The organism is Pseudomonas abyssi (genome assembly GCF_003444685.1).
In the GTDB taxonomy this organism is placed as follows: domain Bacteria; phylum Pseudomonadota; class Gammaproteobacteria; order Pseudomonadales; family Pseudomonadaceae; genus Halopseudomonas; species Halopseudomonas abyssi.
In genome coordinates this window covers 14,839-38,575 of record NZ_LMAZ01000006.1, presented here as the reverse complement: position 1 = coordinate 38,575, position 23,737 = coordinate 14,839, and the positions used below count along the sequence as shown (strand labels likewise).

The following is a 23,737-nucleotide window of genomic DNA, read 5'->3' as shown; positions in this document are numbered from 1 at the left end:
AAATATAAGGGTGAAGCGCACACTAATTACCAACCAGAGCCAAAAGACTTTGGCCCGCGATTGCTCTAGGGCGTATATCCTGTCCCCTGCTCCCCACGCCACCAACCCGAGACCTGTCATGGAACAGACTGCCCTGCTGATCAATACGCCAACCACCCTGGCGCTGACGGTGATTGCGTTGTGGTTGGGTTACTGGATCAATCAGCGGGTGGCGGTGTTGAGTCATTACAACATCCCGGCGGCGGTCAGTGGCGGCTTGCCGATCAGTGCGCTGATGGCGGTGATGCAGTTGCTGTCTGATCGTGAGATTCAGTTCGATCTGGAGCTGCGCAACCTGTTGCTGATTGCCTTCTTCAGCACTATCGGGCTGTCGTCGCGGTTGCGTCAGTTGCTGGCCGGCGGGCGGGCGTTGGCGATTATGCTGGGGCTGGCGGTGGTGTTTCTGCTGTGTCAGAACCTGGTGGGTACGCTGCTGGCGCTGGGTCTGGGCGAAAGCCCTTTGGTGGGGCTGATTGGCGGCAGTATTTCGCTGGCCGGCGGCCACGGCACCGCGCTCACCTGGGGACAGTTGTTCGAGGAACACTTTCAGCTGGCTAACGCCAGCACCCTGGGGCTGGCAATGGCGACCGCCGGTTTGATCAGCGGAGGGCTGCTGGGCGGGCCGGTGGCGGCCTGGCTGATTCGTCGCCATCAACTGCTCAGCAGTCAGCCGGAGAGCGAGCTGCCGCACGTCGAGGCGCATGGCAAGACAACCTACCTGATCGATCTGGACCATTTGCTCACGGCCGTGCTGCTGATCGCGCTGTGTTTTGCGCTGGGTGCCAGTGTTTACGATTGGTTGTCGGGGCTGGGTCTGCGGTTGCCGGCGTTTCTGACTTCGATGTTCCTCGGCATTCTGCTCGCCAACGGGCTGGATCTGGCCGGCGTGGAGGTCGATGCACGGCCGATTCAGCTGGTCGGCGACCTCAGCCTGCAGCTGTTTCTCGGCATGAGTCTGATCAGCTTGCCGTTATTGTCGCTGCAAGGCGCCTTTGGCTTTATCGGGGCGATGTTGCTGATTCAGGCGGTGGTCATCACGCTGTTTACCGTGTTTCTGGTGTTTCCGCTGCTGGGGCGTAATTACGATGCGGCCTGCATCAGCGCGGGGTTTATCGGCATGGGGCTGGGCGCCACGCCGGTCGGCATCGCCAATATGGATGCCTTGACCAGCCGCTACGGTCCCAGCCCCAAGGCCTATCTGGTGATCCCGCTGCTCGGTGCCTTCTTTATCGACATCGCCAACGCGACGCTGGTGCAGACGCTGCTCGAGTTCAGGTTGTTCAGCTCTTGAGCACCTGACCGTCGCTGTCGAGCACGGTGAGCTTGATCGGCAGTGCCGCAGCAACGCTCTGCGAGACGGTGCAGAACTGCTCGAACTGATCAAGGATGCGGTCCAGCCGCTCGAAGCTGCCTGCCGGGTGGCCCAGATGCAGGGTGACCTCGACTCCGACAACCCGCATGCGGTTCTGCTCGTTGCGGCCGATCAGGCCCACCGCCTCGGTACGGATACCGTCATTGGGCTGGCGGAACTTGCCGAGGGCAAAGATCAGACTGTCACTCAGGCAGTTGCCTAGTGCCGTGACCAGCAACTGCGCGGGGCTCGGACCCTGATTGCCGCCCAGCGGTGCGGGCTCGTCGGTGATCAGCGGCGGCGTGCCGTTGCTGAAGCGGGCTTCAAAGCGATAGCCCTGTTGTTGCTCAAGGGTGACTTCTACGCGGTCTTCACTCATCTCTGGCTCCATTTCCGTGGGCTTGCTTGCAAACAATCTATTTTTTTATATATTGTTAGTCAATAGAGTGTTGCAAGAGATCGTACAGCTGTATGAACAATCAAAGTGATATCCAGCGCCTGCGCAGCTCCGCCGATCAGGCCCATCAACTGCTCAAGGCGCTGGCCAATCGTGACCGTCTGCTGCTGCTCTGCCAACTGGTGGACGGAGAGCGCAATGTCGGTGAGCTGGAGGAGCTGCTGGGTATCGTTCAGCCGACCCTGTCGCAGCAACTGGCGGTATTGCGCCGTGAGGGGCTGGTCGATACCCGCCGGGAGGGCAAGCAGGTGTATTACCGCGTCGCCAGCCAGGAAGCGCTGGCTATTCTGCATACCCTGTATGGCCTTTACTGCGCCGAGGAGACAGGTGATGAGCATTGATTGGGTGGCCTTTACCCCGTGGTCGGCGTTGCTGGGCGGCGCCCTGATTGGCGCGGCTGCGGCATTGCTGATGCTGTTTAATGGCCGCATTGCCGGCATCAGCGGGCTGGTTGGGCGGCTGCTGACGCCGCAGGCAGGTAACGGCGAAGCGCTGCTGTTTGTGCTGGGGTTATTGCTGGCGCCCTGGATCTATCTGGCCGTGGCAGGCGAGATCCGCGTGCAGGTGGAGGCCGGCCCGCTCGCGCTGATCGTCGGCGGCCTGCTGGTGGGCTTTGGTTCGCGGCTGGGCTCCGGGTGCACCAGCGGTCACGGCGTCTGCGGGCTATCGCGGCTGTCGCCGCGCTCGCTGGTGGCCACGCTGAGTTTCATGGGCGCGGGCTTTGTCACCGTGTTCGTGCTGCGTCATCTGTTGGGGGGCTGAATCATGCGTGGACTAATTGCGTTGGCCAGCGGCCTGCTGTTCGGTTTCGGCCTGCTGATCTCGGGCATGGCCAACCCGGCCAAGGTGCTGGGCTTTCTGGATCTGGCCGGCGCCTGGGACCCGTCGTTGGCGCTGGTCATGGCGGGCGCGGTGGCCGTTGCCTTCGTGCCGATGCAGTGGATTCAACGCCGCGGCACTACCCTGCGGGGTGAGCAGGCGCAATTGCCGACCAGCCGCATCATCGACCGTCGGCTGGTGCTCGGCAGCCTGCTGTTTGGCGCGGGCTGGGGCGTGGCGGGATTCTGCCCCGGCCCGGCGCTGGTCGCCGCCTCCGCACTCATGCCACAGGCGCTGCTATTGGTTGCCGCCATGCTGCTCGGCATGTGGCTGTTCGCCCAATACGACCGCAGGGTGACAGCGTGAGTGAATCACCGCGTCTGCAGCCGCCGGGCAGCAATGCGCTGTTCGGCTGGATGCGCCAGTACCGTCGCGCCTGGCTGGGAGGTGATCTGACCGCTGGCCTGGTGGTCGGCATCATGATCATTCCGCAGAGCATGGCTTATGCCATGCTGGCCGGTCTGCCGGTGCAGATTGGTCTGTACGCCAGCCTGCTGCCGCTGCTGGGATACGCATTGTTTGGCAGCAGCATGACCATGTCGGTGGGGCCGGTAGCGGTGACGGGATTGATGACGGCCACGCTGCTCTCGCCGCTAGCCGTAGCGGGCTCTGCCGATTATCTGCAGCTGGCGATCTGGCTGGCGCTGTTGTCGGGCGTCATGCTGTTTGCCTTTGGTCTGCTGCGTCTGGGCTTTCTGGCCAACTTTCTCAGTCACCCTGTGATCAACGGCTTTATCAGCGGCGCGGCGATTCTGATTGTGCTCAGCCAGCTGCCGAAGCTGTTTGGTCTGCCCGGCTGGCCGGACAGCCCCGCCGCGCTGCTGGCCGGCTGGCAGCGCAGCAATACGGTGGTGCTGGGCATGGGACTGTTGGCGCTGGGCTGGCTGTTGTATGCGCGTCACGGTCTGGCTGCTCAGCTGCAGCGTATCGGGCTGAGCGCGGCATTGGCCGGGCTGTTGGCCAAGCTGGCGCCGCTGGTGGTGGTGGTCCTGGGTGTGCTGGTCACCTGGCGTGCTGACCTGGCGGCGCAGGGAGTGCCGGTGGTGGGCAGTATCCCGGCGGGGTTGCCGGCACTGGTCTGGCAGACGCCGGATATGGCCAGCCTGCGGTCATTGTTGCTGCCGGCGGTGTTGATCAGCCTGGTCAGCTTTGTCGAAAGTGTGTCCATCGCCCAGTCGCTGGCCCGGCGCAAGCGCCAAAGCATCGACCCGGACCGCGAGCTGCTGGGCCTTGGCGCGGCCAACCTGGGGGCGGCGTTGAGCGGTGGCTTTGCCGTGTGTGGCGGCTTCTCGCGCTCCAGTGTGAATATCGAGGCAGGCGCCAATACTCCGCTGGCCGGTGTGATCTCGGCGGCGGTGATCGGTCTGATTCTGATCAGCCTGGCACCCATGCTTGCCTGGTTGCCCCAGGTGGTGCTGGCCGCCGTGATTCTGGTCGCGGTCGTGCCACTGATTGACCTGGCCAGCCTGCGTCGGGCCTGGCGCTATGACCGTGCCGAGGGGCTAACTCTGCTGGGCACAGCATTGGGAGTACTGTTGTTGGGCATTGAGGCGGGCATCGTACTGGGTATCTGCTGCTCGATCATTGCCCAGCTCTGGCGCGGCAGCCGCCCGCATGTGGCGGTGGTCGGCCGGGTGCCGGACACGCACTATTTCCGTAATACCAAGCGCCATCTGGTCGAAACCGAGCCGCACCTGCTGGCACTGCGCATCGACGAGAACATCTTCTTTGCCAATACCAAGGCGGTCGAGCAGGCCATTTATCAGGCGCTGGGTGACTACCCGGACACCAGAGAAGTGTTACTGATTCTGTCGGCCGTCAATCACATCGACAGCACCGGACTGGACATGCTCAGCGAGCTGACCGAGGGCCTGAAGGAGCGGGATATTGGCCTGCATCTCGCGGAGGTCAAGGGCCCGGTGATGGATCAGCTGCAGCACACCGACTGGATTGGTCGACAGATTGGCCAGGTCTTCCCCAGCACCGATATCGCATTCAATACCCTGGGCAAGGTGGCAAACCGCGCCCCAGAGCACTCTGGAGAGTAACCATGAAAGCAAATGTAGGTACCATTGATCGGGTTCTTCGCATTCTTGTGGGCGTATTGCTGATTGCCCTGACGCTGACCGGCACCATCGGTCTGTGGGGCTGGATAGGCTTGGTGCCGCTGGCAACGGGCGTGCTGCGCTTCTGTCCGTTGTACCCCTTGTTGGGGATCAGTACCTGCAAGCAGTGAAGTGCCTAGAAAAAAGCCGATAAGGAGATTATATGAAATCCGTGATTGCTACCCTGGTTGGCGGCGCTCTGCTCGCCGGCAGCCTGTCCGCCGCCGCCGTGGAGCCTGCAAAGCAGATCGAACTGCGTCAGGCCGGTTTCAGCTACATGGCCTGGAACATGGGCAAGATCAAGGCGCAGGTCATTGATGGCAGCGTCGAATACAACCAGCAGCAGGTAGAGGCCGCAGCCAACACCATCGCCGCCATCGCCAACTCGGGTATCGGTGCGCTGTTTGGCCCAGGTACTGAGCAGGACATTGGTGATGTGCATACCAAGGTCGACCCTGCGTTGTTCGAGAACATGCAGGATGTCGCGCAACTGGCCGGTAATATGGGCACCGCCGCCAACACCCTGGCGGAAAAGGCTGCAAGCGGCGATCAGTCGGAAATCCGCGTGGCCTTTGGCGAGGTCGGCAAGACCTGCAAGGCCTGCCACGACAAGTATCGGCTCGACTGATACCTCACGTGAGATGAACGTGACCCCGCCGCTGGCGGGGTTTTGTTTTCTGGGGTGCCGCACGGCAATCCGCGGCACCGCTGTGGTCGGGCAGGCCCGCGGCTGTACCGATTACCAGGCCGGCACGGCCGGCGCCGGTGGCGGCGCGGGAATCCAGCTGCCGGTAGCAAACCAGATGGCCGCAGCAGCGATGACCAGAGCAATGACCAGTGCCAGCCAGCCGCCGCCCTTCACCGGGTCGGCCTGATTGGCCGGCACCTCTGCCTTGCCGTGCAGCATGGGCCCGAGCAGGTTCTTGCCGCGCAGGCGGTACAGCACGATGGCGAGGATATGCAGTGCCAGCAGCGCGTAGATCAGCTCCTCGGTGGAGCGGTGCCAGCCGCTCAGCAGGCTGCCGGTATCGCTGGAAACCAGCCGGCTGAGCGGGCCGTAAAAGGCGACGTCGTCGTTGCTGAACAGCCCGGTCACTGCCTGAAAGGCCATCAGCCCGAGCAGGGCAAACACCGACAAGGCACCCACCGGGTTGTGGCCCTGGTGCCGCCACTGACCGGTGACATAGGCCTTGAGGCGCGCGGGGGTAGGAAAGAAACTGGCAAAGCGTGAGTGGGTAGAGCCGCACAGGCCCCACATCAGGCGGAAGGCCAGCAGGCCGATCACGGCGATACCAAAGCGTTCATGCCAGAGCATCCAGTTGCCACCCAGACTGATGGTCACCAGGGCGCCGGTGACGCTCAGTGCCAATAGCCAGTGGAACAGTCGCAGGGGCAGGTCCCAGACCAGGGTTTTCATCAGACAGGTACTCGATCAGACAACGGAGGCCTGCAAGGCTAACCCCGCGCCGGCAAAGCCCGCAAGCGTCTGGGCCGTGGGCTTGTGAGCTGATGTTGCTCAGGACTGCATGTTGCGGCCGAGTTTGTCGCGCAGCAGCTCCGGGTTGTTGCCGGCGGCCTTGTCCAGCTCGGCCAGGTCCTCGGGGATGTACCAGTGCAACTGGTCGGAGTGATAGCTGTTCCATACCGCCTTGGCCACTTCGATGGCCTCGATCAGGCGGAACGGGCCCTTTTCCGGTGCTGCCGCCATCAGCTCTTCGCTCGGCATGCCGGTCTTGATCAGCCCGGGCAGGGCGTCGGCGCAGCGGATGTCGTAGCGGCGAAACTCGTTGGACAGCGCCTCGGTGAGGCCTTTGACCGCGTGCTTGCTGGCCGAGTACACGGCGATCAGCGGCATGCCCATGGTGGCCGAGGACGACGAGGTATTGAAGCACAGCGCGTTGGGCGTCGCCTTGAGCAGCGGCAGCGCGCTGTGGGTGCCGTTCAGTACGCCGATCACATTGACGTTGATAATTTTCAGCTGGTCTTCGAAGGGCATTTCGTCAAAGAAGCCGCGCATGATGATGCCGGCGTTGTTGAACAGAATGTCCATACGCCCGTCCGTTGCCTGGCCGAACGTCGCTACCGCCGCGTCAAACTGCGCCTTGTCGCTGACATCCAGGGTCTGGATGACGCAGTTGTCTGCTCCCAGCTCGGTCTGCAGTGCTTCCAAACCTGCCAGATTCAGATCGAAGGCGCCGACAAACCAGCCCTTCTGATGAAACAGCCGCGCCGTCTCCCGTCCCATGCCGGATGCTGCGCCAGTAATAAAAATCGACTGCCGTCCTGCTGCCTGTGCCATGTTCCGTCCTCTTGTTGGTTTTCTGAGTTTGCTTGACGGTAGCACCACCGCCCGGGCTTGGGAGCCAAGCGGCAGCAGCATTGATTGAGGGGCAATCAGTCGGGTGATGGGGATGGCGACCGGCCGCAGCAGTGGGTCCGGATCGGGCCTCAAGGCAGTCGTTGGATGGCGCCCTGTCCCGTATCCTCTTCTGCCCGCAGGGTCAGCACTTCATAGCCATCGGCGGTGACGGCGATGGTGTGCTCCCACTGGGCGGACAGCTGCTTGTCGCGGGTGACCACCGTCCAGCCGTCCTTCTGGGTGCTGGTGCGGGCGGTGCCCTGGTTGATCATCGGCTCGATGGTAAAGGTCATGCCTTCGCGCAGGATCAGCCCTTGCCCGGGCCTGCCGATGTGCATGACCTCCGGTGCTTCGTGCATCTCGCGGCCGATGCCGTGGCCGCAGTAGTCGCGCACCACGCTATAGCCGTGGCGCTGGGCGTGCCGCTGGATGGCGTAACCGACATCACCCAGCGTGGCGCCCGGCTTGACCACCCTGATGCCTGCCCACATGGCCTCGTAGGTCTTGTCCACCAGTTGGCGGGCGGCGGGTGTGACCTGATCAATCAGATACATCTTGCTGGAATCGGCGATAAAACCGTTCTTCTCCAGCGTGATGTCGATGTTGACGATATCGCCCGCCTTGAGCATCTGCGTCTCGGACGGCACGCCATGACAGACCACATGATTGACCGAGCTGTTGAGCACATACTGGAAGCCGTATTGCCCTTTGCTGGCCGGGCGGGCCGCCAGCTGGTCGACAATGTAGCGCTCGGTCAGGTCGTTGATCTGCATGGTCGAGAGCCCGGCCCTGATGTGCTGGTCAAGGTAGGCAAAGACCTGGGCCAGCAGCTTGCCGGACTGCCGCATCAGCGCCAGCTCCTGCGGCGTCTTCAGCTTGACCTCAGACATGGGCAAGCTGCCCGGTGTCCACGTCTGCTTGCCTGAGCTGCTCGCGCATGATGTCGGTGAACGACAGGTGTGGATTGGCCTCGGCCAGCATGCCGACCTTCATCCAGTATTCAGCCTGTGCATTGATGGAGCGAACCATCACGGTGCTGGCCTTGCGCACCTCTTCGTGCAATTCGTCGTTGATCTTGACGATGCCCATAATCCGAACCTTGATATGAAATATATATGAATCATATATATTGTGTATGTGCTGCGCAATGACCACTGGACGGCCCGGATCGCCCACGCAGTCGTAACAATTGCACACCAAAAAGCGGGTTTTTCTTTGCGTGGACATCTACAGGTTGCGCTGGGGGGTATAGCCTGCAGGAACGCAACAAGCGATGGATACGGGAAGCGCGCATGGCAGGTAGCGAATTTGATTACGAAGGCACTCTGGAGGCCTGCGCCGCAGGGGACCGGGCGGCGTTCAAAAGGCTGTATCAGCAGGAGGCCGGACAACTGCTCGGCCTGGCCATCACCCTGCTGGGCCGGCGTGATCAGGCGGAAGACTGTCTGCACGATGCCCTGCTCAAGGTCTGGGTCAACGCCGAGCGTTTTGATCGCAGCCTGGGGTCGGGCCGCGCCTGGATCTACAGCATCCTGCGCTACCGGGCGCTCAACCAGCTGCGCGGACGCAAACAGCTGGTCGCCACCGACGACGGTTTTATCAACGACATGGCTGATGAAGCCGCGCAGGCAGAAGAACTGGCCGATGCGCGCTCCTCTGCCCGTCAGCTGCGCGCCTGCCTGCGGCTGCTGGAACGACCGCGCCGCCATCCGATATTGCTCGCGTTCTACCGGGGCCTGACCCATGACCAGATTGCCGTACGTCTGAGCGCGCCGCTGGGCACCATCAAGGGCCGTATCCGCGCCGGATTGCGCGCACTACAGGAGTGTCTGCAGCCATGATTCCGCAAGCACCCGAGCAACGCCGGGCTCTGATCGGCGAATACGTGCTGGGTCTGCTCGATGAGCCAGAGGCCAGCGAAGTGCGTGAGCTGATCGAGCACGACCGCGCTGCAGCCCGCATGGCGCTGGAGTGGGAGTATCACCTGCTCGATCTGGCCGACGCCCTGCCCGCCCAGCAGCCCTCCCCGGCGCTCTGGCAGCGCCTGCAGCAGAGCCTTGGCTGGTTGCCCGCCAGCGGCGCGACCGAGGGCGGCCTGAGTCGCTGGTGGAACAGCCTCGGCCTCTGGCGTCTGACCAGCGCAGGCCTTGCTCTGCTGGTGCTGCTCAGCTGGTTGCCGGGCGTACTGCGCGATGCCCAGACCGGCGCCAGTTATACCGCCGTGCTGCAGGTGCCGGGTGAGAGCGCCAGACCGGGCTGGGTGATCACGGTAGATGGCGACGGCACCCTGACTCTCGACTCGCTCGTCGCGGACTCGATTCCGGCCGATCGTAGCGTACAGTTCTGGACGCTCATCGATCCCGAAGACGGCCCGCGCTCGCTGGGTTTGATCGAGCCCGGCAAGGGCGTGACCCTCAGCGCCGAGCAGATTGGCGCGGTGCAGGCTGGTCAGCTGTTTGAGCTGACGCTGGAGCCGAAGGGCGGCTCGCCGCTGGATCGGCCGACCGGTCCGGTGCTGTATATCGGGCGGGCGGTGTTGACGGCAAGCAACTAAAAAAATCTCAGCTGCTGACATCCAGGGTGCGTTGTGGCGGGTATTGCATCTAGAAAAGCACCACTTCAGACGGGCTTTCCGTCACCACCTGCAAGCGAGGATTCACCGATGAAAACAATCAATACCCTGATTCTGAGCAGCTCCCTTGTGCTGGCCGCCAGCGGCGCCAGCGCGGCGCAACTGATTGCCCTGGGCCAGGATGGCATGCTGCACAAGGTCGACATCGACAGCCTGAGCGTGACCGGCAGCATGGCAGTGACCGGTGCCAGCGACCTGCGCGGTATCGACGTGCGCCCGGCCAACGGCATGCTTTACGCCCTCAGCGGCGGCGACGGGATCGTCACCATTGATACCGCCAGTGGCGCGGCCACGACCGCCACCACCCTCAAATCCGTACTGCCGGGCGACGGCCCCGCCGTAGTCGACTTCAACCCCAAGGCCGACCGGTTGCGCTTGCTCGCCGCCGACGGCACCAACTACCGGGTCAATGTGGATAACGGCGATGTCGCCGTCGATGGCAGCGTGGCCTATGCCGCTGACGGCGCCTACGCCGGGCAGACCGCGCAAATCGTCGCGGGTGCCTACACCCACTCCTTTGCTGGCGCGGACGTGACCGAGTTGTTCACCGTTGATCTGGCGACCGGCATGCTGATGTTCCAGAACCCGCCGAACGACGGCGTGCAGCAGGCTGTTGGTGAACTGGCCAAGGGCCTGGACGGCGCCGCCATGGACATTCTAAGCGACGGCAAGGGCGACAACACCACCTACGTGCTGACGGGCACGACGCTGCACACCGTCGACCTGACCACCGGCACACCCACAACCCTCGGCGATATTTCCGGTTTGCCGAGCGACATCATTGATATCGCCGCTACCAACGGCATGTAAGGCCGGCTGGGAGCATGAACCCCGCGCGTTGGCGCGGGGTTTTTTGTGTCTGGGTTATGGTGCTGTCGCTCAACTGCGTGGCGGGTTTCGCCTCAAGCTCATGCTATGCGACCGGTGAGCCGATTAGACGTGCTATTCGGCTCATATGGTGAGCCGAATAGGTGCTATATTTGGCTCATGACATCGTGAGGGCGGGTAATGAGTGGTGTGGAATGGATATGGCAGCGGCCAGAATGGCCGGCGTTTACCTGGCAGGCGGATGCCTTGGCCGCGCCGTTGCGGGCCTGCGTGCAGGCCCAGGGCACACTGCTGGGGATGGCCGGCGCGGTAGACCGGGCTGACGAGCTGCTTGGTCAACTGGATACCCTGTTGCAGAACATCATCACCTCCTCGGCCATCGAGGGTGAAACGCTCAACGTGGCCTCGGTGCGCTCTTCGCTGGCCCGCCGTTTGGGTCTGGAGCCGGACAGCAAGCCCAGCCCACGCAGTGAGGGGGCTGCCGAGTTGCTGCTGGATGCTACCCGCAATATTGACCGGCCCTTGACCCTGGAACGCCTGTTCGGCTGGCACCGGCAGCTGTTTCCGGATGAGGCCTTGCCGCTTTACAGTGCCATGCACGTCGGCGAGTTGCGCGGCGACGAGCCAATGCAGGTGGTCTCCGGTCGGCTTGATCGGCCCCGCGTGCATTTTGAAGCGCCGCCCCGTGCAGGCCTGGAGGCGCAGCTGGAGCGGTTTGTTCAGTGGTTCGCCGACAGCCGTGCCGACAGCCAGCTGGACCCGCTGCTGCGCGCCGGTATCGCTCATTTCTGGTTCGTTACCCTGCACCCCTTCGATGACGGCAATGGCCGGCTGACACGTGCCATTACCGACCTGGCTTTGGCTCAGGCCGACGGTCAGGCCATCCGCTTGTATGCCATGTCGGCCAGTATTCTCGACGATCGTTCGGGGTATTACCGGGTGCTCGAAGCCAGCCAGAAAGGTGGTCTCGATATCACCGAATGGCTGCAGTGGTTTCTCGCTACCTTGCTGGACAGCCTGCGGCAAGCCATTGCGCGTATCGATCGATTGCTGACCAAGGCGCGGTTCTGGCAACACCATCGCAATGATGGGTTGTCGGCTGAGCAGACCAAAGTGCTAAACCGATTGCTTGACGGAGGTGAGCGAGGTTTTGCTGACGGCATCAGTGCCAGCCAGTATCAGGCGGTTGCCAAGGTGTCCAAGGCCACCGCTACCCGCCATCTGGCTGATCTGCTGGAAAAGGGCTGCATTGAAAAGCTGCCGGGCGGTGGACGCAGCACCCGATACCGGATTAGCGCTGGCCCGTAGGGCGGAGTAAGCGCAGCGTCTCCGCGGCTTTTTCGTGTGGGGTGTTGCGCACTTATGGTCGCCGGGTCGGTGCATGGATGGTGGAGACGCCGTTGGCTTTCTCCACCCTAACTTGCCGCGCCGACCTGTCCGTCATAGCAGCGCTTTGCCCAGCAACAACACACCGGTCACCACCAGCAGGCTGTAGACCACCTGCCGAAAGCGCTGCTCGTTCAGGCGGTGATGGAGGATTTCGCCGAGCACCACGCCGATCACCAGCAGCGGCAGGTAGCTGGCGATGCGTGGCAGGTTGGGCAGCAGGCTGCCGTCGAGCAGAAACAGCACGGTCATGCTGCTGTTGAGGGTGAACCAGACGCTGATCAGGGTGGCGCGCAGCTGGCTCTTGTCCAGCCGGGTGCCGGCCAGTGCGTAGACCAGCAGCGGGCCGCCGGAGGCGAACAGGCCGTGGGTCAGGCCGGCGCCGAGGGTCAGGCTGCGGCTCAGCCAGCTTGGGTGCGGCGGGCTGATATGACCACGGAACATGCGCAGCAGCTCACGAGCGGCAAACCACAGCACCAGCACCCCGAACAGCGCCTTGAGCAGCTCACCGCTGAGCCACGGCCGCAGGCCGTAACCCAGCAGCATGCCGATCAGCATCAGCGGCAGAATCAGTTTGAGCAGCGTCGGCCAATGAATGTGTTGACGGTTGCGCCAGGCCAGATAGCCGCTCATGCAGATATTGAGCGGCACCAGTACCGGCAGCATGGCCGGAATCGGCAGCAGCAATGCGCCGAGCGACAGGGCAATGACGATACTGCCGAAGCCGGTGATGGCTTCGATGGTGTAGGCCAGCAGGATAAACAGCCCGAGCCATAGCCAGGGATTGAGCAGCAGGGTGTCGAGGGACATGGTGTCTTCTTGTTGTCGCGGGTGTGTAAGGAATCCGGAGAGCGTGCGTGCCCTCACGCGTTGGCGCTGAGCCGGATTCTGCGTCCCGCCGGTGGGTGATCAGCCCAGCTCGCCGGCAAAGCGCTTGCGCACCTGACGCAGATACAGCGCCGGGGCAAAACGCCAGAGCAGACTGCCGAAGCGGGACACCGGCTCGGGCAGTAGCCAACGTTGCCGCTTTGCCAGTGCCTGGTCAACCAGCCCGACCATCCATTCCGGGGTGCGCATGCCGCCGACCATGGAGCGCGCGTGGCTGGCGGGCTTGCCGTCCTTGCCCAACGCGTTGCGCTCGATCGGCGTGTCGAGGAAGCTCGGGTAGACCATCAGCACGTGGATATTGTCGCGCTCCAGCTCCAGCCGCAGCACCTCGAAGAACTGGGTCAACGCGCCCTTGGCAGCGCAATAGGCCGCGCGGCCCGGCACCGGCATCCAGCCCGCCATCGAACCGATGCAGAGAATCTCGCCTTCACTGGCACGCAGCAGCGGCAGCGCCGCCATGGTTAGCTCCACCGGGCCTTGCCAGTCCACCGCCATGACCCTGCGGAACACCGCCGGGTCGGTCTGATGGGCCGGTGAGCGGTGGGTGATGCCGGCGTTGTTGACCAGTCGATCAAGGCGGCCGAAGCGCTGAGAGGTAGCCTGGATCAGTCGCTGGATATCGTCGGCGCTGGTGATGTCGGCGGTGACGGTGAGCACCCGTTTGGGCGCGTTAAGTTCTTCTTCACGCTGCTTGAGCAGCGCCTCGTTGACGTCGGCCATGACCAGGCTGTGGCCGGCGTCGAACCAGCGCTTGGCCATCGCCCAGCCGAGGCCGGAGGCGGCGCCGGTGATCAGAATCACTTTCATGGGGGGCTCCCTTTGGTCGCAGCGGCAAGCTTCAAGCTGTAAGCCCCAAGCTGGCCGCTGCATCCTTCGTATTTGGGGTTGGCGCCTCACGGCCGGGCGCGCCGAGTGGTTTTCGCTTGTCGCTTGTCGCTTGTCGCTTGTCGCTTGAAGCTTATGGCTTGCAGCTATTACTGCCGCAGGCCGCGCTGTTCGATGAAGTATTCGAAGGTCTCCGCCGACGTCTTCTGCAACTGATAGCCAAACTCCTCCTTCAGCCGCCGGTTGCTCAGCACCGGGCGGTAGCGCAGGAAGTTGATCTGCTCCGGGCCGGTGGGTTTGCCGAGCCATTTGGCGACCTGCAGTGCGCTTTTCAGCAGCCAGGGTGAGACGGTCATCAGCGGTTTGTTCAGTCGCTGGGCGATTTCGTGCATGGTCAGGGCGCCGTCGCCGGCCATGTTGAAGATGCCCTGCTTGTCTTCGCGGATGCCCATCTCCATCGCCGCCAGTACGTCCTGATCCCAGATGAAGACGAAGGGTGAGTCGCTGCCCTTGATCGCCAGTACCCGCTTGGACTCGAACAGGTTGGTGATCTGGTTGCGGGTCTCGGTGCCAAGTACCGTGCCCGGACGGAAGATCAGCTGGGCCAGCGCCGGGTGCTCGCGGCGATAGCGCGCCAGCAGTTCCTCGATCTGCCGCTTGTGATCGGAGTAGGCGAACTCGCGGTTGCCGCGGATGGCATCCTGCTCGTCGATCCAGGCCGGGTTATCAGGGTGGTAGCCGTAGGCGGCGCCGGAACTGGTCACGGTCAGCTGCTGTACGCCCGCTTCCACGCAGGCCTTGAGCACGTTGTGGGTGCCGTTGACGTCGATGTCGAAGTCGCGTTCGCGGTCCTTCGAGGCCTGCAGGATAGACGCCAGATGTACCACGTGGGTGATCTGCTCGCGCTTGAGCAGCTCGGTCAGTCCGGCGTCACGGATGTCCATGACCTGCAGCGGGAAGTCGACATCGTCACGGCTGCGGATGTCGGTGCCGATGACGTAAAAGTCCCTGGCCAGGCGGTTGCCAAGTTGATGACCGATATAGCCGGCGGCGCCGGTGATCAGAATGCGTTTGCTCATGGTTACAGGCTCTGCGATACGCCGCGGCGAGCGGCTTCTTGTTGTTGTTCGTGGCGTTCGGTGCGGCGGCTCTGACGTGCCCACAGCTGCGACAGGGTCAGTCCGGAGACCAGATGCCAGACGCCCCAGAAGGCGGTGATCAGCATCATGCCGCCGGCGTCGGGGAAGAAGGTGAAGAGGATCACCAGCCCCAGGCCGGAGTTCTGGATGCCCACTTCCATGGTCACGGCGCGGCGGTCAGCCAGCGGCAGGCGCAGCAGCCGTGCCATGCCGTAGCCCAGGCTCAGCGCCAGCAGGTTGTGGGCGACCACCAGCCAGAAGAAGCTGTGGAAGCGCTCGATAAACAGGTCGACGTTGTTGGTAAAGGCAATCGCGACAAAACCGAGGAACACCAGCAGCGAGATCACCCGCAGCGGTTTTTCGCTGCGCGTCACCAGCGTCGGCCAGCGTTTGCCGCTGACCATGCCAAGCAGCAATGGCAGGGCCAGCACCAGCAGCACGATGACCAGAATACCGGTCGGGTCGAGGCTGATCTGGGTCAGATACTCGCGGGTGTGCGGGTTGAGCCAGCCGTAGAAGGCAAAGTTGAGCGGCGTCAGCAGCGTCGCGGCCAGGCTGGAAACCGCCGTCATGCTGACGGAAACGGCGACGTTGCCGCGGCCCAGCCAGGTCATGACGTTGGAAAAACTGCCGCCTGGGCAGGAGGCGACCAGCATCATCCCGAGCGCCAGTTCCGGGTCGATATTCAGCAGCCAGGTGAACAGGCAGGTGGCGGCCGGCAGCAGCAGAAACTGCGCAATCAGCCCGGCCACTGGCGCCACCGGCGCCTTGAGGATGCGCTTGAAATCATCCAGCGTCAGGCTCAGCGACACGCCGAACATCATCGCCGCCATGATCAGGTTGAGGGTGATCAGGCTGGCCGGGTCGAACTGGATCGGCAGCGCGCCGCTCATGTCGCCGGCACCGGCTGCGGGCTGGCCTGCTCAAGACCGCCCTCCAGCTCGGTGATGTGCTGGTGCAGGGCGTCCAGATAGGCATCCTTGTTGACGTAGTAGGCCATGCGCGCCAGCTTGATGTAGTCGTAGCCGCCATCCAGATTGGTGGTCGCCTTCTGCCGTTTGGTGGCGGCAAAACGGGCGGCCTGGGCCGTGCCCTGACGCTGGTTGTGGATGTACAGCGCAGTCAGCCTGGCCTGCAGGTTGCGGCCTTCCCAGCCGAGTCCGGCGGCCTCGATCATGCCCATCATGAACAGGTTGTCGTACTCGGGGTGGAATACGTTCAGGTAGAGCTGTGGCGCATCCAGCGCGGCCGGCCAGTTCAGGTGTTCACGCTGAATGAACGGGTAGTCCAGCTGGTACCCGGTGGCCAGTAGAATCAGGTCGTATTCGGCGCATTCGCCGTCGACAAAATCAACCCGGTTGCCGTCCATGCCCTGAATATCGCGGCGGGCGTGGATGTCGCCATGACCCAGGTGATGCAGGATCAGCGAGTTGACCACCGGGTGCGACTCGTACATGCGGTAGTCCGGGTCCGGCAGCCCGTAGTCCGAGGGCTTGCCCATGATGAAGCGGATCAGGGCGGCGTCGATTTTCTGCTTCAGCGGGCGCGGCAGCTTGATCTTGCGGGCGGCGCCGAGGGTATCGGTCGGCTTACCCTTAATGAATTTGGGCAGGAAGTAATAGCCACGGCGCAGGCTCATATCGACTGATTTGGCGTGGTGCACCGCATCGACTGCGATGTCGGCGCCGGAGTTGCCGCAACCGACGATCAGCACCCGCTTGCCCTTGAACACCTCGGCGCTGCGGTACTCGGCCGAATGCATGATCTGGCCGTCGAAGCGCCCCGGCAGCGTTGGCCGGTTCGGTGTGTGCAGGGTGCCGTTGGCGATCAGCAGGCCCTCGAAGCGGCGGCTCTGCTGCTGGCCGTCACGCTCGGTGATGAGGGTCCAATGGCTACCGTCGCGCTCCACACTCAGCACCTTGGTGTTGAATTCGTAGTGGCGGTACAGATCGAAATGCCTGGCGTAGTCCTGAAAGTAGCGACGCATTTCGCGGTGATGCGGATACAGCGCCACGCTGTCTTGCATCGGAAACTCGGCGAACTCGGTCATCCGCTTGGAGGATATCAGGTGGGCGCTGTCGTACATGGTGCTGTGCGGGTTGTCGATGTCCCACAGCCCGCCAACGTCGCTGTGCAGCTCAAGGCCGATGAAGGGAATGTCCAGCTTCTGCAGGTTGCGGGCAGTGGCCAGACCCATGGGGCCGGCGCCGATGACAGCGTACATGGGGATACCTCATTTGTTCTTGTCGTTGTTATGGGCCCTGCTTTGCGCGTGTTACATCCGGACGGCGGCAGGGTTATGATCACGAGTCTAGCCAAACGCCCTGCGGCGGTATCGGACAAAACGGGACAGGAATCCGGCAATTCAAGCCATGTCGAGTGTCGATCACAGCGTTACGCCCCTCTACGCCCAGGCCCTGCTGCAGTCCGCCCAGCGCCAGGGTATTACCCTGCCCGCCGAGCTGGTCGCGCGGTTGCAGGGTAACGAGCGTATCCCGCTGGCGGTGCAGGATGAGCTGTGGGAGTGCTACTGCGAGCTGGCTGCCGACCCGCTGGCCGGTCTGCGGCTGGGGCTGGACATCCAGGTCGGCCATCTGGACAGTGCCGGCATGTTGCTGGTGACCTGTGAGACCCTCGGTGAAGCGCTCGCCGAGCAGGTCGAGTATGCGCCCCTGATCGGCGCCGGCGGTGACTTCCAACTGCTGCAGGACGGTGATCAGGCCGCCATCGATTACCAGCCGCACCTGGCTGTGCGGCAGGCCGAACGGGTCGAGGCGGTGTTGGCCGGCCAACTGAATCTCACGCGCTGGGCAACCGGCGGCCGATTCACCCCGAGCGGTATCTGGCTCGCCCACGCCCCGCTGGCGCCGCTGGACGACTACCGCGCGTTGATCGATTGCCCGCTGCACTTCGAGGCCGGCTGCAATCGCATCACCTTTTCTGCCGATCAGCTTGAGCTGCCGCAGATTCAAGCCAACAGTGCCCTGCGCGACCACCTGCGCCAACTCGCCGACCAGACCCTCGCCAGCCTCGGCCAGCACAGCCTGGCCGCCGAGGTGCAGGCGCAGGTGCGCAGTCAGCCGCGCTGGGGCAAGGAGCGGATTGCCGAGCAGTTGGGTCTGAGCGGCCGCCACCTCAATCGCAAGCTGGGCGAGGAAGGGCTGTCGTTCAAGACCCTGCGCGAATCGGTGCTGCAGGAGATGGCCTGTCAGGCCTTGCAGCAGGGCCGCCTGAGCGTGGCGCAGATTGCCGAGCAGCTGGGCTTCTCCGACGAGAACGCCTTTGTCCGTGCGTTCCGGCGCTGGCAGGGCGAGACGCCGGCGCGTTACAAGGCAGGTCTGTAACCACTGTTGTCGTCCGGCTTGCCTTTAATTTTTGCTGGCGTATGGTGGGACGGTCTTTGTGATTCTGCCGGAGTCGTGCGCGTGCTCTTCGTTGTCAGCACCCCTGTTGTTGCCTTCCTGATCTAAGCCGGGGCGGTTCGTCCGTTCCCGGCCTGTCTGTCTATCCCCTTTTTCTGTTGTTGGAGACGTCGAGTATGGTGTTCGCCATGGTCGGGGCAGGACCGCGTTTGCGCGGTGCTGCGGACAGTTGGATGATTGGGCCGCACGAGCTGGCCAGTGTTATTGGCAAGCTGGAGCTGCTGGCGCGTGAGGCGGGGTGCGAGCGCGCCGGTCTGGGCAGCGTGCTGGAGTTGCTGGATTTGCAGACGCAGGAGCTGGTGCGGCTGCGTTTGACAGAGCGACGTCTGCGACGCGACGAGGTGTCGATTTTCTCGCCCTTGGGGGCCCGGCTGCTGGCGGCGCGAGCGGGCGACGTGGTCAGCCCGCGCGGGGTGGGTCGGGGGTATCGGCTGTTGCTGGTGGCGGTCGCGCCAGCTCAGTAACCCGCCTGAATCACCTCGATACCCTTGCTTAGCACCTCACGCCAGGCGCGGCTGGTCTCGGCCGCAGCCTGCTTGTCGTGGCGCTCGACCGTGCGGATCAGCGCATCAACCCAGAAGGTGTACAGGTGCGGCTGGATATCGAGCTTTTCCCGCGAGTGCGATTTGGCCAGCGCCTGCAGTTTGGTGGGTGGCAGTCCGCGCGAGAACAGCACCAGATTAAGGATACCCTGGCGCAGCAGCAGCTTTTGCGCGGGCATGTCGGTGTTGGTGAACTTGGCGCGCACCTCGGGCGAGCTCTGCAGGAAGTCCTGATAGAAGTCGTCAAAAAAGGTCTTTGAGGCGCAGCAGCGACCGTAGCTCTGCATGACGATGTCGGGGGCGTTCATGGCGGTATCCTCAGTGCACCAGGGTGACGCGGGGCGCAGAGTGTATCAGGTTCTGGCGCCCTGCTCGCTGCTGGCCATGTGCCCGCGCGCCGCTCTAGGACGCGGGTTGTAGTCCGACCGCTCTAACCCGCGCCCTGACGCACTCGTCAATACGCCTAAAGTTGAAAGCGCTCCATCTGGCGGCTCAAGTCGGCAGCCAGGTTGGCCAGTGCCTGACAATTGGCCTGGCAGTCGCGCACTTCATTGGCAGTGGCGTGGGCCAGATCGGCGATGCCCTGCGCGTTGCGGGTGACCTCTTCGGTGACGCTCGATTGCTCCTCGGTGGCGGTAGCGACCTGATGGTTGATGTCGCTGATCTGCTCCACCTGCCCGGCAATGGTCTGTAGCGACTCGCCCGCCGCGCGGCTGGCCTCGACGCCACTGACGGTCGCGTCCTGCCCGGCGCGCATGGCGCTGACGGCCTGTTCGGCACGGCTCTTGAGCGACTCGATCATCTGCTGGATTTCGTCGGTCGAGGCCTGAGTGCGGCTGGCCAGGGTGCGGACTTCGTCGGCGACCACGGCGAAGCCACGGCCCGATTCGCCGGCGCGCGCCGCCTCGATGGCGGCATTCAACGCCAGCAGGTTGGTCTGTTCGGAGACGCTGCGAATCACCGTCAGCACCCGGTCTATGGAGGTCACCTGCTCGGCCAGTTCGGTCACCGAGTCCGCGGCGCGGCCGATGTCGGCCGACATGCGCTCGATGGCCTCGACCGACCGGCCGACCACCGTTCTGCCCTCGCCGGCCTCGGCGTGTGCGGCACTGGAGCTGTGCGCGGCGCTGTTGGCGTTGCGCGCGATCTCCTGCACGGTCAGCCCCATCTCATGGGCGGCGGTGGCAACCAGATCGGTCATCTCGTGCTGACGGCCGGCGCGTTCGGCGGTGTTGTCGATCACCTGGGCTACCTGGGTGACGGCGCTGCTCAGCTGACGGCTGGTCTTCAGCACGTCGCTGATCAACTGCCGCTGGCTGGCGACGAAGGCGTTGAAGCCGCGGGCCAGATCACCCAGTTCGTCTGCACGGTTGTCGTCCAGCCGGGCGTTCAGATCACCGCCTCCGGCCGAGATGGCGCCGAGTGCTTGCGACACCCGGCGCAGTGGTTGCACCAGGCCGCGTACCAGCAGCGCCATCAGCGCCAGTGCCAGCAGGCCGACGGCGCCAGCGATCAGGCTGGTGCGCAGCAGCGCGGCGCGGGCCTCGGCGTAGATTTCATCCTCCGGCACCAGGCTGACCAGGGTCAGGCCGAGGCGCTGCAGCGGTTGGGCACTGGCCAGCCAGGCTTCGTCATCACGCTGAAAACGCACCGGCCCGCTGCCGCCTGCGGTCAGTGCGTTGGCCGCCTCGGCGCTGGTCAGGTCACTCAGGCTGCGGTTGTCATTGAAGCCGGCGTTGGGGTGTACCTTGACCTGCTGATCGGCTCCGATCAGAAAGACCACGCCGCGCTCACCAAACTGAAAGCCGCCGATCAGCTCCGACAGGCTCTGCAGGCTGTAGCCCAGCCCGGCGACGCCAAGGGTCTTGTCCTTGAGGGCGATGCGTTGATTGATGAACAGCGTCGGCAGACCGGACGCCTTGTCGGTGTCGATGGAAGCCACCTGGTCGGCGCCGCTGTCGACCAGGTTGTAAAACCAGCTGTCTGCCGGGTTGTCGCGACTCATTACCCGAATCTGGCCCTGCTCGGAGTAGAAGTTGCCGCTTTCCAGCACGGCGATGCTGGTGGTGAGTGCATTTTGCTGCTGCTTGACGCCATCCAGATAGCGGGCGAAGGCGCTCATGCGGATCGGATTCTCTCCGTAAGCGAGCCAGTCCTGCACCAGGCTGTTGCCGGCGATGGCCTCGGTGGCTGAGATGGGGCCGGCCAGGGTGCGCTCCAGATCGTTGCGAATGGCGCTGACCTGCGCCGGCAATGCCTGCTTGATCAGATAGCGCTCGGTCATCTGGCGTAGCACCGAGGAATAGATCAGCACGACAATCAGGGTGGTGACGCCCAGCGCGGCGCCCATACTGATGATCAGCTGCCATTGAATACTGCGTTTCCAAAGGGTCACAGGCTTACTCTCGACAAAGCCTGACCGTCGCCGCAGGTGCTAGGGAAGCACTGATCAATTCCACACGCCCTCTGCGAGTGCTCAAGCATGCAGATGCAAGGCGCGATGTGCGGCCAATAGTGGTTCTATTGGCAAGCAGCGCAACGCAGTAGATGCATGCTTGAGCGCTCGCCCTACGGGGCGTTCAGGCTTGGCCGCACTCTGCGTTGTGATTTCTCGACAGGTCCAGACATGCCTTCGAAACCACGCCTTGATTGCAGCCCAGCCTGAACGCCAGAGGGCATGTGGAATTGATCAGTGCTTCCCTAGGCCTGCGGAGGGGCAACGGTCAGGGGGAGGTAGAGGGGCTGCGGTGGCAGATGAGCCGGGCGAGTCGCCTGCAGCCCCGATAATCAGTCTTTCCAGAAGTCCTCGTGCACGCGGATGGATTCTTCTTCCAGCAGCGGTCCGATCACCTCGACGTGGCGCTGACCGGACTCGAATACCGTGCGGCAAGGCAGATCCAGCGTCGGGTTTTCCGGGTGGTTGCCGGTCATGTCCTTGAGGCGCTTTTCACTGGCGCCGTAGACCACCCGGCCCACGCCGGCCCAGTACACCGCGCCGGAGCACATGGCGCAGGGTTCGGCGCTGGTGTACATGGTGCAGCCGGCCAGCACCTCGGGGCTGTAGGTGGTGTTGGCACGGGTCATCAGCACCCGTTCGGCGTGACCGGTCATGTCGTGATCGGGCAGAAAGGCGTTCAACTGCTCCATCAGCACGTTGCCGTCGGCGTCGACCAGAATGGCCGCGAACGGGTGGATGCCCTGCTTGCCGGCATCGATGGCCAGGCGGAAGCTTTCACGCAGAAAATGAATATCGCGTTCGGTATGACTCACGGGGGGTGTCCTTGCTTGTATCTTGAAGGCCGGCGGCGCAGGCACCGCCGGCTGTTATCACTTCTTCTTCGGCAGGCTCCAGGCGAAGAAGATCTGTTGGGTCCACTGCACCGACTTGAACAGCAGCAGGCTGACAATGGCGAGGAAGAACAGGCCGGCAAAGGCCTGCGGAATCTTGAAGAACGAGGTCGAGAACTGGATGAAGTAACCGAGCCCTTCTTCGGCGGCGACGAACTCCGCTACCACCGCGCCGATGATCGCGAGGGTGATCGCCACCTTGAGACCGCTGAAGATGTGAGGGATCGCGTAAGGAATACGGATCTGCCAGGTTTCGCGGCGGGTCGGTGCGTCCAGCGAACGGCTCAGCTCGATCAGCTCGGCCGGCGTCTCGTTGATCCCGGTGGCGGTCGAGACCACCAGCGGGAAGAAGGTCAGCAGGCAGGTGATCAGCACCCGCGACGGGTCGTCCGAGCCCATCATCACGATGATCAGCGGCGCTACCGCAACTACCGGGGTGGACTGCACCACCACCAGCATCGGGTACAGGGTGCGGGAGAGAAACTCCGAGCGCATCATCGCAATCGCCAGCGGAATGCTGATCACGATGGACAGGGCAAAGCCCATCAGCGCCACCCGCAGGGTCGCCCACAGGTGCATCATCCAGCGGCTGAACTCGACGTCGAAGAACGCCTTGCCGATCTCGCTCGGTGCCGGCAGCACGTAGGTCGGCAGCTCGAACACGCGGCAGACCAGCTCCCAGAGCAGGATCAGGCCGACAAAGAACAGCCACGGCGACAGGTTCAGCAGCAGCGCGCGACGCGCTGCGGCGTCAGTGGGCTTCTGGCTCATAGATGTGTTTCCTTATGCGGTCAGTCAGCTCACTGAAACGGGGTTGCTTGATGGTGTCCGCGCTGCGCGGGCGGGGCAGATCCACTTCGATCAGATCCAGCACGCTGCCCGGGCGTTTGCTCATCACCAGTACGCGGTCGGCGAGCAGCACCGCCTCGGAGATCGAGTGGGTGATAAACAGCACGGTTTTCGGATTTTCGTCCCATATTTTCAGCAGATCGAAGCCGATCTGCTCACGGGTCATGGCGTCCAGTGCCGAGAACGGTTCGTCCATCAGCAGAATATCGGGGTTGAGCAGCAGGGCGCGGACAATGCCGACCCGCTGCTGCATGCCGCCGGACAGCTCGTCCGGCATTTTTTCGGCAAAGGCTTCAAGCCCTGCCATGGCCAGCAGTTCGTCGGCGCGCTTTTCATCAGCGGCGCCGTAACGGCCAAATTTATGCTTGAGCGGAAACAGCACATTCTTGCGAACGGTCAGCCACGGCAGCAGGGTCGGCTTTTGAAACACGATGCCAACGTCGTCACGGGGGCCGTTTACCTGCTTGCCGAAAACGCTGACCTCGCCGTCGCTTGGAATCAGCAGGCCCGAGACCATGCGCAGCAAGGTGGACTTGCCGCAGCCGGAGGGGCCGACCACCGCCACAAACTCGTGGCGATGGATGTCGAGGTCGATGCCTTGCACCGCCATCGGACTGCCAGGCGTGGGATCGTAACGATGCCCGACGCCGGTCATCCGCACGAAAGCGCGTTCGCTAGTGTGCTCCAT

28 protein-coding genes and 1 pseudogene are annotated in these 23,737 nt (G+C 63.4%); 13 read left to right on the top strand and 16 right to left on the bottom strand.

The window, feature by feature from the left end:
• Positions 1–118: 118 nt before the first annotated feature.
• On the top strand, positions 119–1,330 hold the full coding sequence (gltS, locus tag ASB58_RS15860; protein ID WP_118131586.1) for a sodium/glutamate symporter: 1,212 nt from the start codon (positions 119–121) through the stop codon (positions 1,328–1,330).
• Here the strand turns inward: gltS and ASB58_RS15855 are convergent.
• Positions 1,320–1,769, bottom strand: a complete 450-nt coding sequence (locus ASB58_RS15855; protein WP_118131585.1) for an OsmC family protein — start codon at positions 1,767–1,769, stop codon at positions 1,320–1,322. The genes gltS and ASB58_RS15855 overlap by 11 nt on opposite strands.
• A gap of 92 nt (positions 1,770–1,861) precedes the next feature.
• On the opposite strand from ASB58_RS15855, the gene ASB58_RS15850 reads away from it, so the two are divergent.
• Genes ASB58_RS15850 through ASB58_RS15825 form a run of 6 tightly spaced genes read left to right on the top strand, consistent with a single transcriptional unit; the run spans position 1,862 to position 5,459 of the window.
• Entirely contained in the window at positions 1,862–2,188 is a 327-nt protein-coding gene (locus tag ASB58_RS15850; RefSeq protein WP_118131584.1) for an ArsR/SmtB family transcription factor, read from the top strand.
• On the top strand, positions 2,178–2,609 hold the full coding sequence (locus ASB58_RS15845) for a YeeE/YedE family protein (protein ID WP_118131583.1): 432 nt from the start codon (positions 2,178–2,180) through the stop codon (positions 2,607–2,609). Before ASB58_RS15850 ends, ASB58_RS15845 begins: the two co-directional genes overlap by 11 nt.
• 3 nt (positions 2,610–2,612) lie before the next feature.
• Positions 2,613–3,032 (top strand): DUF6691 family protein, encoded by a 420-nt coding sequence (locus tag ASB58_RS15840; protein WP_118131582.1) that lies wholly within the window; start codon positions 2,613–2,615, stop codon positions 3,030–3,032.
• Positions 3,029–4,774 carry a SulP family inorganic anion transporter gene (locus tag ASB58_RS15835; protein WP_202974647.1) on the top strand — a complete coding sequence of 582 codons (1,746 nt, stop codon included), beginning with the start codon at positions 3,029–3,031 and terminating at the stop codon, positions 4,772–4,774. Before ASB58_RS15840 ends, ASB58_RS15835 begins: the two co-directional genes overlap by 4 nt.
• Positions 4,775–4,776: 2 nt before the next feature.
• Positions 4,777–4,962 carry a YgaP family membrane protein gene (locus ASB58_RS15830; protein ID WP_096005911.1) on the top strand — a complete coding sequence of 62 codons (186 nt, stop codon included), beginning with the start codon at positions 4,777–4,779 and terminating at the stop codon, positions 4,960–4,962.
• A 32-nt stretch (positions 4,963–4,994) separates the two neighbouring features.
• Positions 4,995–5,459 carry a c-type cytochrome gene (locus ASB58_RS15825; RefSeq protein ID WP_181977956.1) on the top strand — a complete coding sequence of 155 codons (465 nt, stop codon included), beginning with the start codon at positions 4,995–4,997 and terminating at the stop codon, positions 5,457–5,459.
• A 111-nt stretch (positions 5,460–5,570) separates the two neighbouring features.
• On the opposite strand, the gene ASB58_RS15820 is transcribed toward ASB58_RS15825, so the two are convergent.
• From ASB58_RS15820 to ASB58_RS15805, 4 genes are all read right to left on the bottom strand, one after another.
• On the bottom strand, positions 5,571–6,248 hold the full coding sequence (locus ASB58_RS15820) for a cytochrome b/b6 domain-containing protein (protein ID WP_181977955.1): 678 nt from the start codon (positions 6,246–6,248) through the stop codon (positions 5,571–5,573).
• 99 nt (positions 6,249–6,347) lie between these two features.
• Positions 6,348–7,130 (bottom strand): SDR family oxidoreductase, encoded by a 783-nt coding sequence (locus ASB58_RS15815; RefSeq protein ID WP_118131580.1) that lies wholly within the window; start codon positions 7,128–7,130, stop codon positions 6,348–6,350.
• 149 nt (positions 7,131–7,279) lie between these two features.
• Positions 7,280–8,080, bottom strand: coding sequence for a type I methionyl aminopeptidase (gene map, locus ASB58_RS15810; RefSeq protein ID WP_118131579.1), 801 nt, complete (start codon positions 8,078–8,080; stop codon positions 7,280–7,282).
• Entirely contained in the window at positions 8,073–8,279 is a 207-nt protein-coding gene (locus tag ASB58_RS15805; RefSeq protein WP_096005907.1) for a ParD-like family protein, read from the bottom strand. Before ASB58_RS15805 ends, map begins: the two co-directional genes overlap by 8 nt.
• A gap of 203 nt (positions 8,280–8,482) precedes the next feature.
• On the opposite strand from ASB58_RS15805, the gene ASB58_RS15800 reads away from it, so the two are divergent.
• From ASB58_RS15800 to ASB58_RS15785, 4 genes are all read left to right on the top strand, one after another.
• A complete protein-coding gene (locus ASB58_RS15800) occupies positions 8,483–9,031 on the top strand; it encodes a sigma-70 family RNA polymerase sigma factor (protein WP_118131578.1) in 549 nt (182 codons plus the stop codon).
• Positions 9,028–9,744 (top strand): anti-sigma factor, encoded by a 717-nt coding sequence (locus ASB58_RS15795; protein WP_118131577.1) that lies wholly within the window; start codon positions 9,028–9,030, stop codon positions 9,742–9,744. Before ASB58_RS15800 ends, ASB58_RS15795 begins: the two co-directional genes overlap by 4 nt.
• A gap of 108 nt (positions 9,745–9,852) precedes the next feature.
• Positions 9,853–10,632, top strand: a complete 780-nt coding sequence (locus tag ASB58_RS15790) for a DUF4394 domain-containing protein (protein WP_118131576.1) — start codon at positions 9,853–9,855, stop codon at positions 10,630–10,632.
• A gap of 198 nt (positions 10,633–10,830) precedes the next feature.
• Complete coding sequence (locus tag ASB58_RS15785; RefSeq protein ID WP_118131575.1) at positions 10,831–11,958, top strand: Fic family protein; 1,128 nt, start codon at positions 10,831–10,833, stop codon at positions 11,956–11,958.
• A 132-nt stretch (positions 11,959–12,090) separates the two neighbouring features.
• Here the strand turns inward: ASB58_RS15785 and ASB58_RS15780 are convergent, their stop codons facing one another.
• The 5 genes from ASB58_RS15780 to ASB58_RS15760 form a co-directional block, all read right to left on the bottom strand.
• Complete coding sequence (locus ASB58_RS15780; RefSeq protein ID WP_202974646.1) at positions 12,091–12,846, bottom strand: sulfite exporter TauE/SafE family protein; 756 nt, start codon at positions 12,844–12,846, stop codon at positions 12,091–12,093.
• A gap of 99 nt (positions 12,847–12,945) precedes the next feature.
• Positions 12,946–13,731: an SDR family oxidoreductase gene (locus tag ASB58_RS15775; protein WP_118131574.1), complete on the bottom strand. Its 786-nt coding sequence runs from the start codon at positions 13,729–13,731 to the stop codon at positions 12,946–12,948.
• Positions 13,732–13,898: 167 nt separating this feature from the next.
• Entirely contained in the window at positions 13,899–14,828 is a 930-nt protein-coding gene (locus ASB58_RS15770; protein WP_118131573.1) for an SDR family oxidoreductase, read from the bottom strand.
• Between the two features lie 2 nt (positions 14,829–14,830).
• A complete protein-coding gene (locus tag ASB58_RS15765; protein ID WP_118131572.1) occupies positions 14,831–15,781 on the bottom strand; it encodes a bile acid:sodium symporter family protein in 951 nt (316 codons plus the stop codon).
• Complete coding sequence (locus ASB58_RS15760; RefSeq protein WP_118131571.1) at positions 15,778–17,112, bottom strand: flavin-containing monooxygenase; 1,335 nt, start codon at positions 17,110–17,112, stop codon at positions 15,778–15,780. The genes ASB58_RS15765 and ASB58_RS15760 overlap by 4 nt, the downstream gene beginning before the upstream one ends.
• 148 nt (positions 17,113–17,260) lie before the next feature.
• Between ASB58_RS15760 and ASB58_RS15755 the strand changes: the two genes are divergently transcribed.
• Together ASB58_RS15755 and ASB58_RS15750 are read left to right on the top strand one after the other, a co-directional pair.
• A complete protein-coding gene (locus ASB58_RS15755; RefSeq protein ID WP_118131570.1) occupies positions 17,261–18,232 on the top strand; it encodes an AraC family transcriptional regulator in 972 nt (323 codons plus the stop codon).
• Between the two features lie 251 nt (positions 18,233–18,483).
• Entirely contained in the window at positions 18,484–18,774 is a 291-nt protein-coding gene (locus ASB58_RS15750; protein ID WP_147336846.1) for a hypothetical protein, read from the top strand.
• Here ASB58_RS15750 and ASB58_RS15745 read toward each other — a convergent pair.
• The 6 genes and pseudogenes from ASB58_RS15745 to ASB58_RS15725 form a co-directional block, all read right to left on the bottom strand.
• Complete coding sequence (locus ASB58_RS15745) at positions 18,768–19,160, bottom strand: globin (protein ID WP_118131568.1); 393 nt, start codon at positions 19,158–19,160, stop codon at positions 18,768–18,770. The genes ASB58_RS15750 and ASB58_RS15745 overlap by 7 nt on opposite strands.
• A 155-nt stretch (positions 19,161–19,315) precedes the next feature.
• The gene (locus tag ASB58_RS20610; protein WP_456239132.1) at positions 19,316–20,053 is read right to left on the bottom strand and encodes a methyl-accepting chemotaxis protein; all 738 of its coding nucleotides are present in this window, start codon (positions 20,051–20,053) and stop codon (positions 19,316–19,318) included.
• 126 nt (positions 20,054–20,179) lie between these two features.
• Positions 20,180–21,136: pseudogene (locus tag ASB58_RS20605) on the bottom strand (HAMP domain-containing protein); the annotation flags it as partial.
• Between the two features lie 503 nt (positions 21,137–21,639).
• A complete protein-coding gene (locus tag ASB58_RS15735; RefSeq protein ID WP_118131566.1) occupies positions 21,640–22,122 on the bottom strand; it encodes a nucleoside deaminase in 483 nt (160 codons plus the stop codon).
• Positions 22,123–22,179: 57 nt separating this feature from the next.
• Positions 22,180–22,971 (bottom strand): ABC transporter permease, encoded by a 792-nt coding sequence (locus ASB58_RS15730; RefSeq protein WP_118131565.1) that lies wholly within the window; start codon positions 22,969–22,971, stop codon positions 22,180–22,182.
• Positions 22,952–23,737: an ABC transporter ATP-binding protein gene (locus ASB58_RS15725; protein ID WP_118131564.1), complete on the bottom strand. Its 786-nt coding sequence runs from the start codon at positions 23,735–23,737 to the stop codon at positions 22,952–22,954. The genes ASB58_RS15730 and ASB58_RS15725 overlap by 20 nt, the downstream gene beginning before the upstream one ends.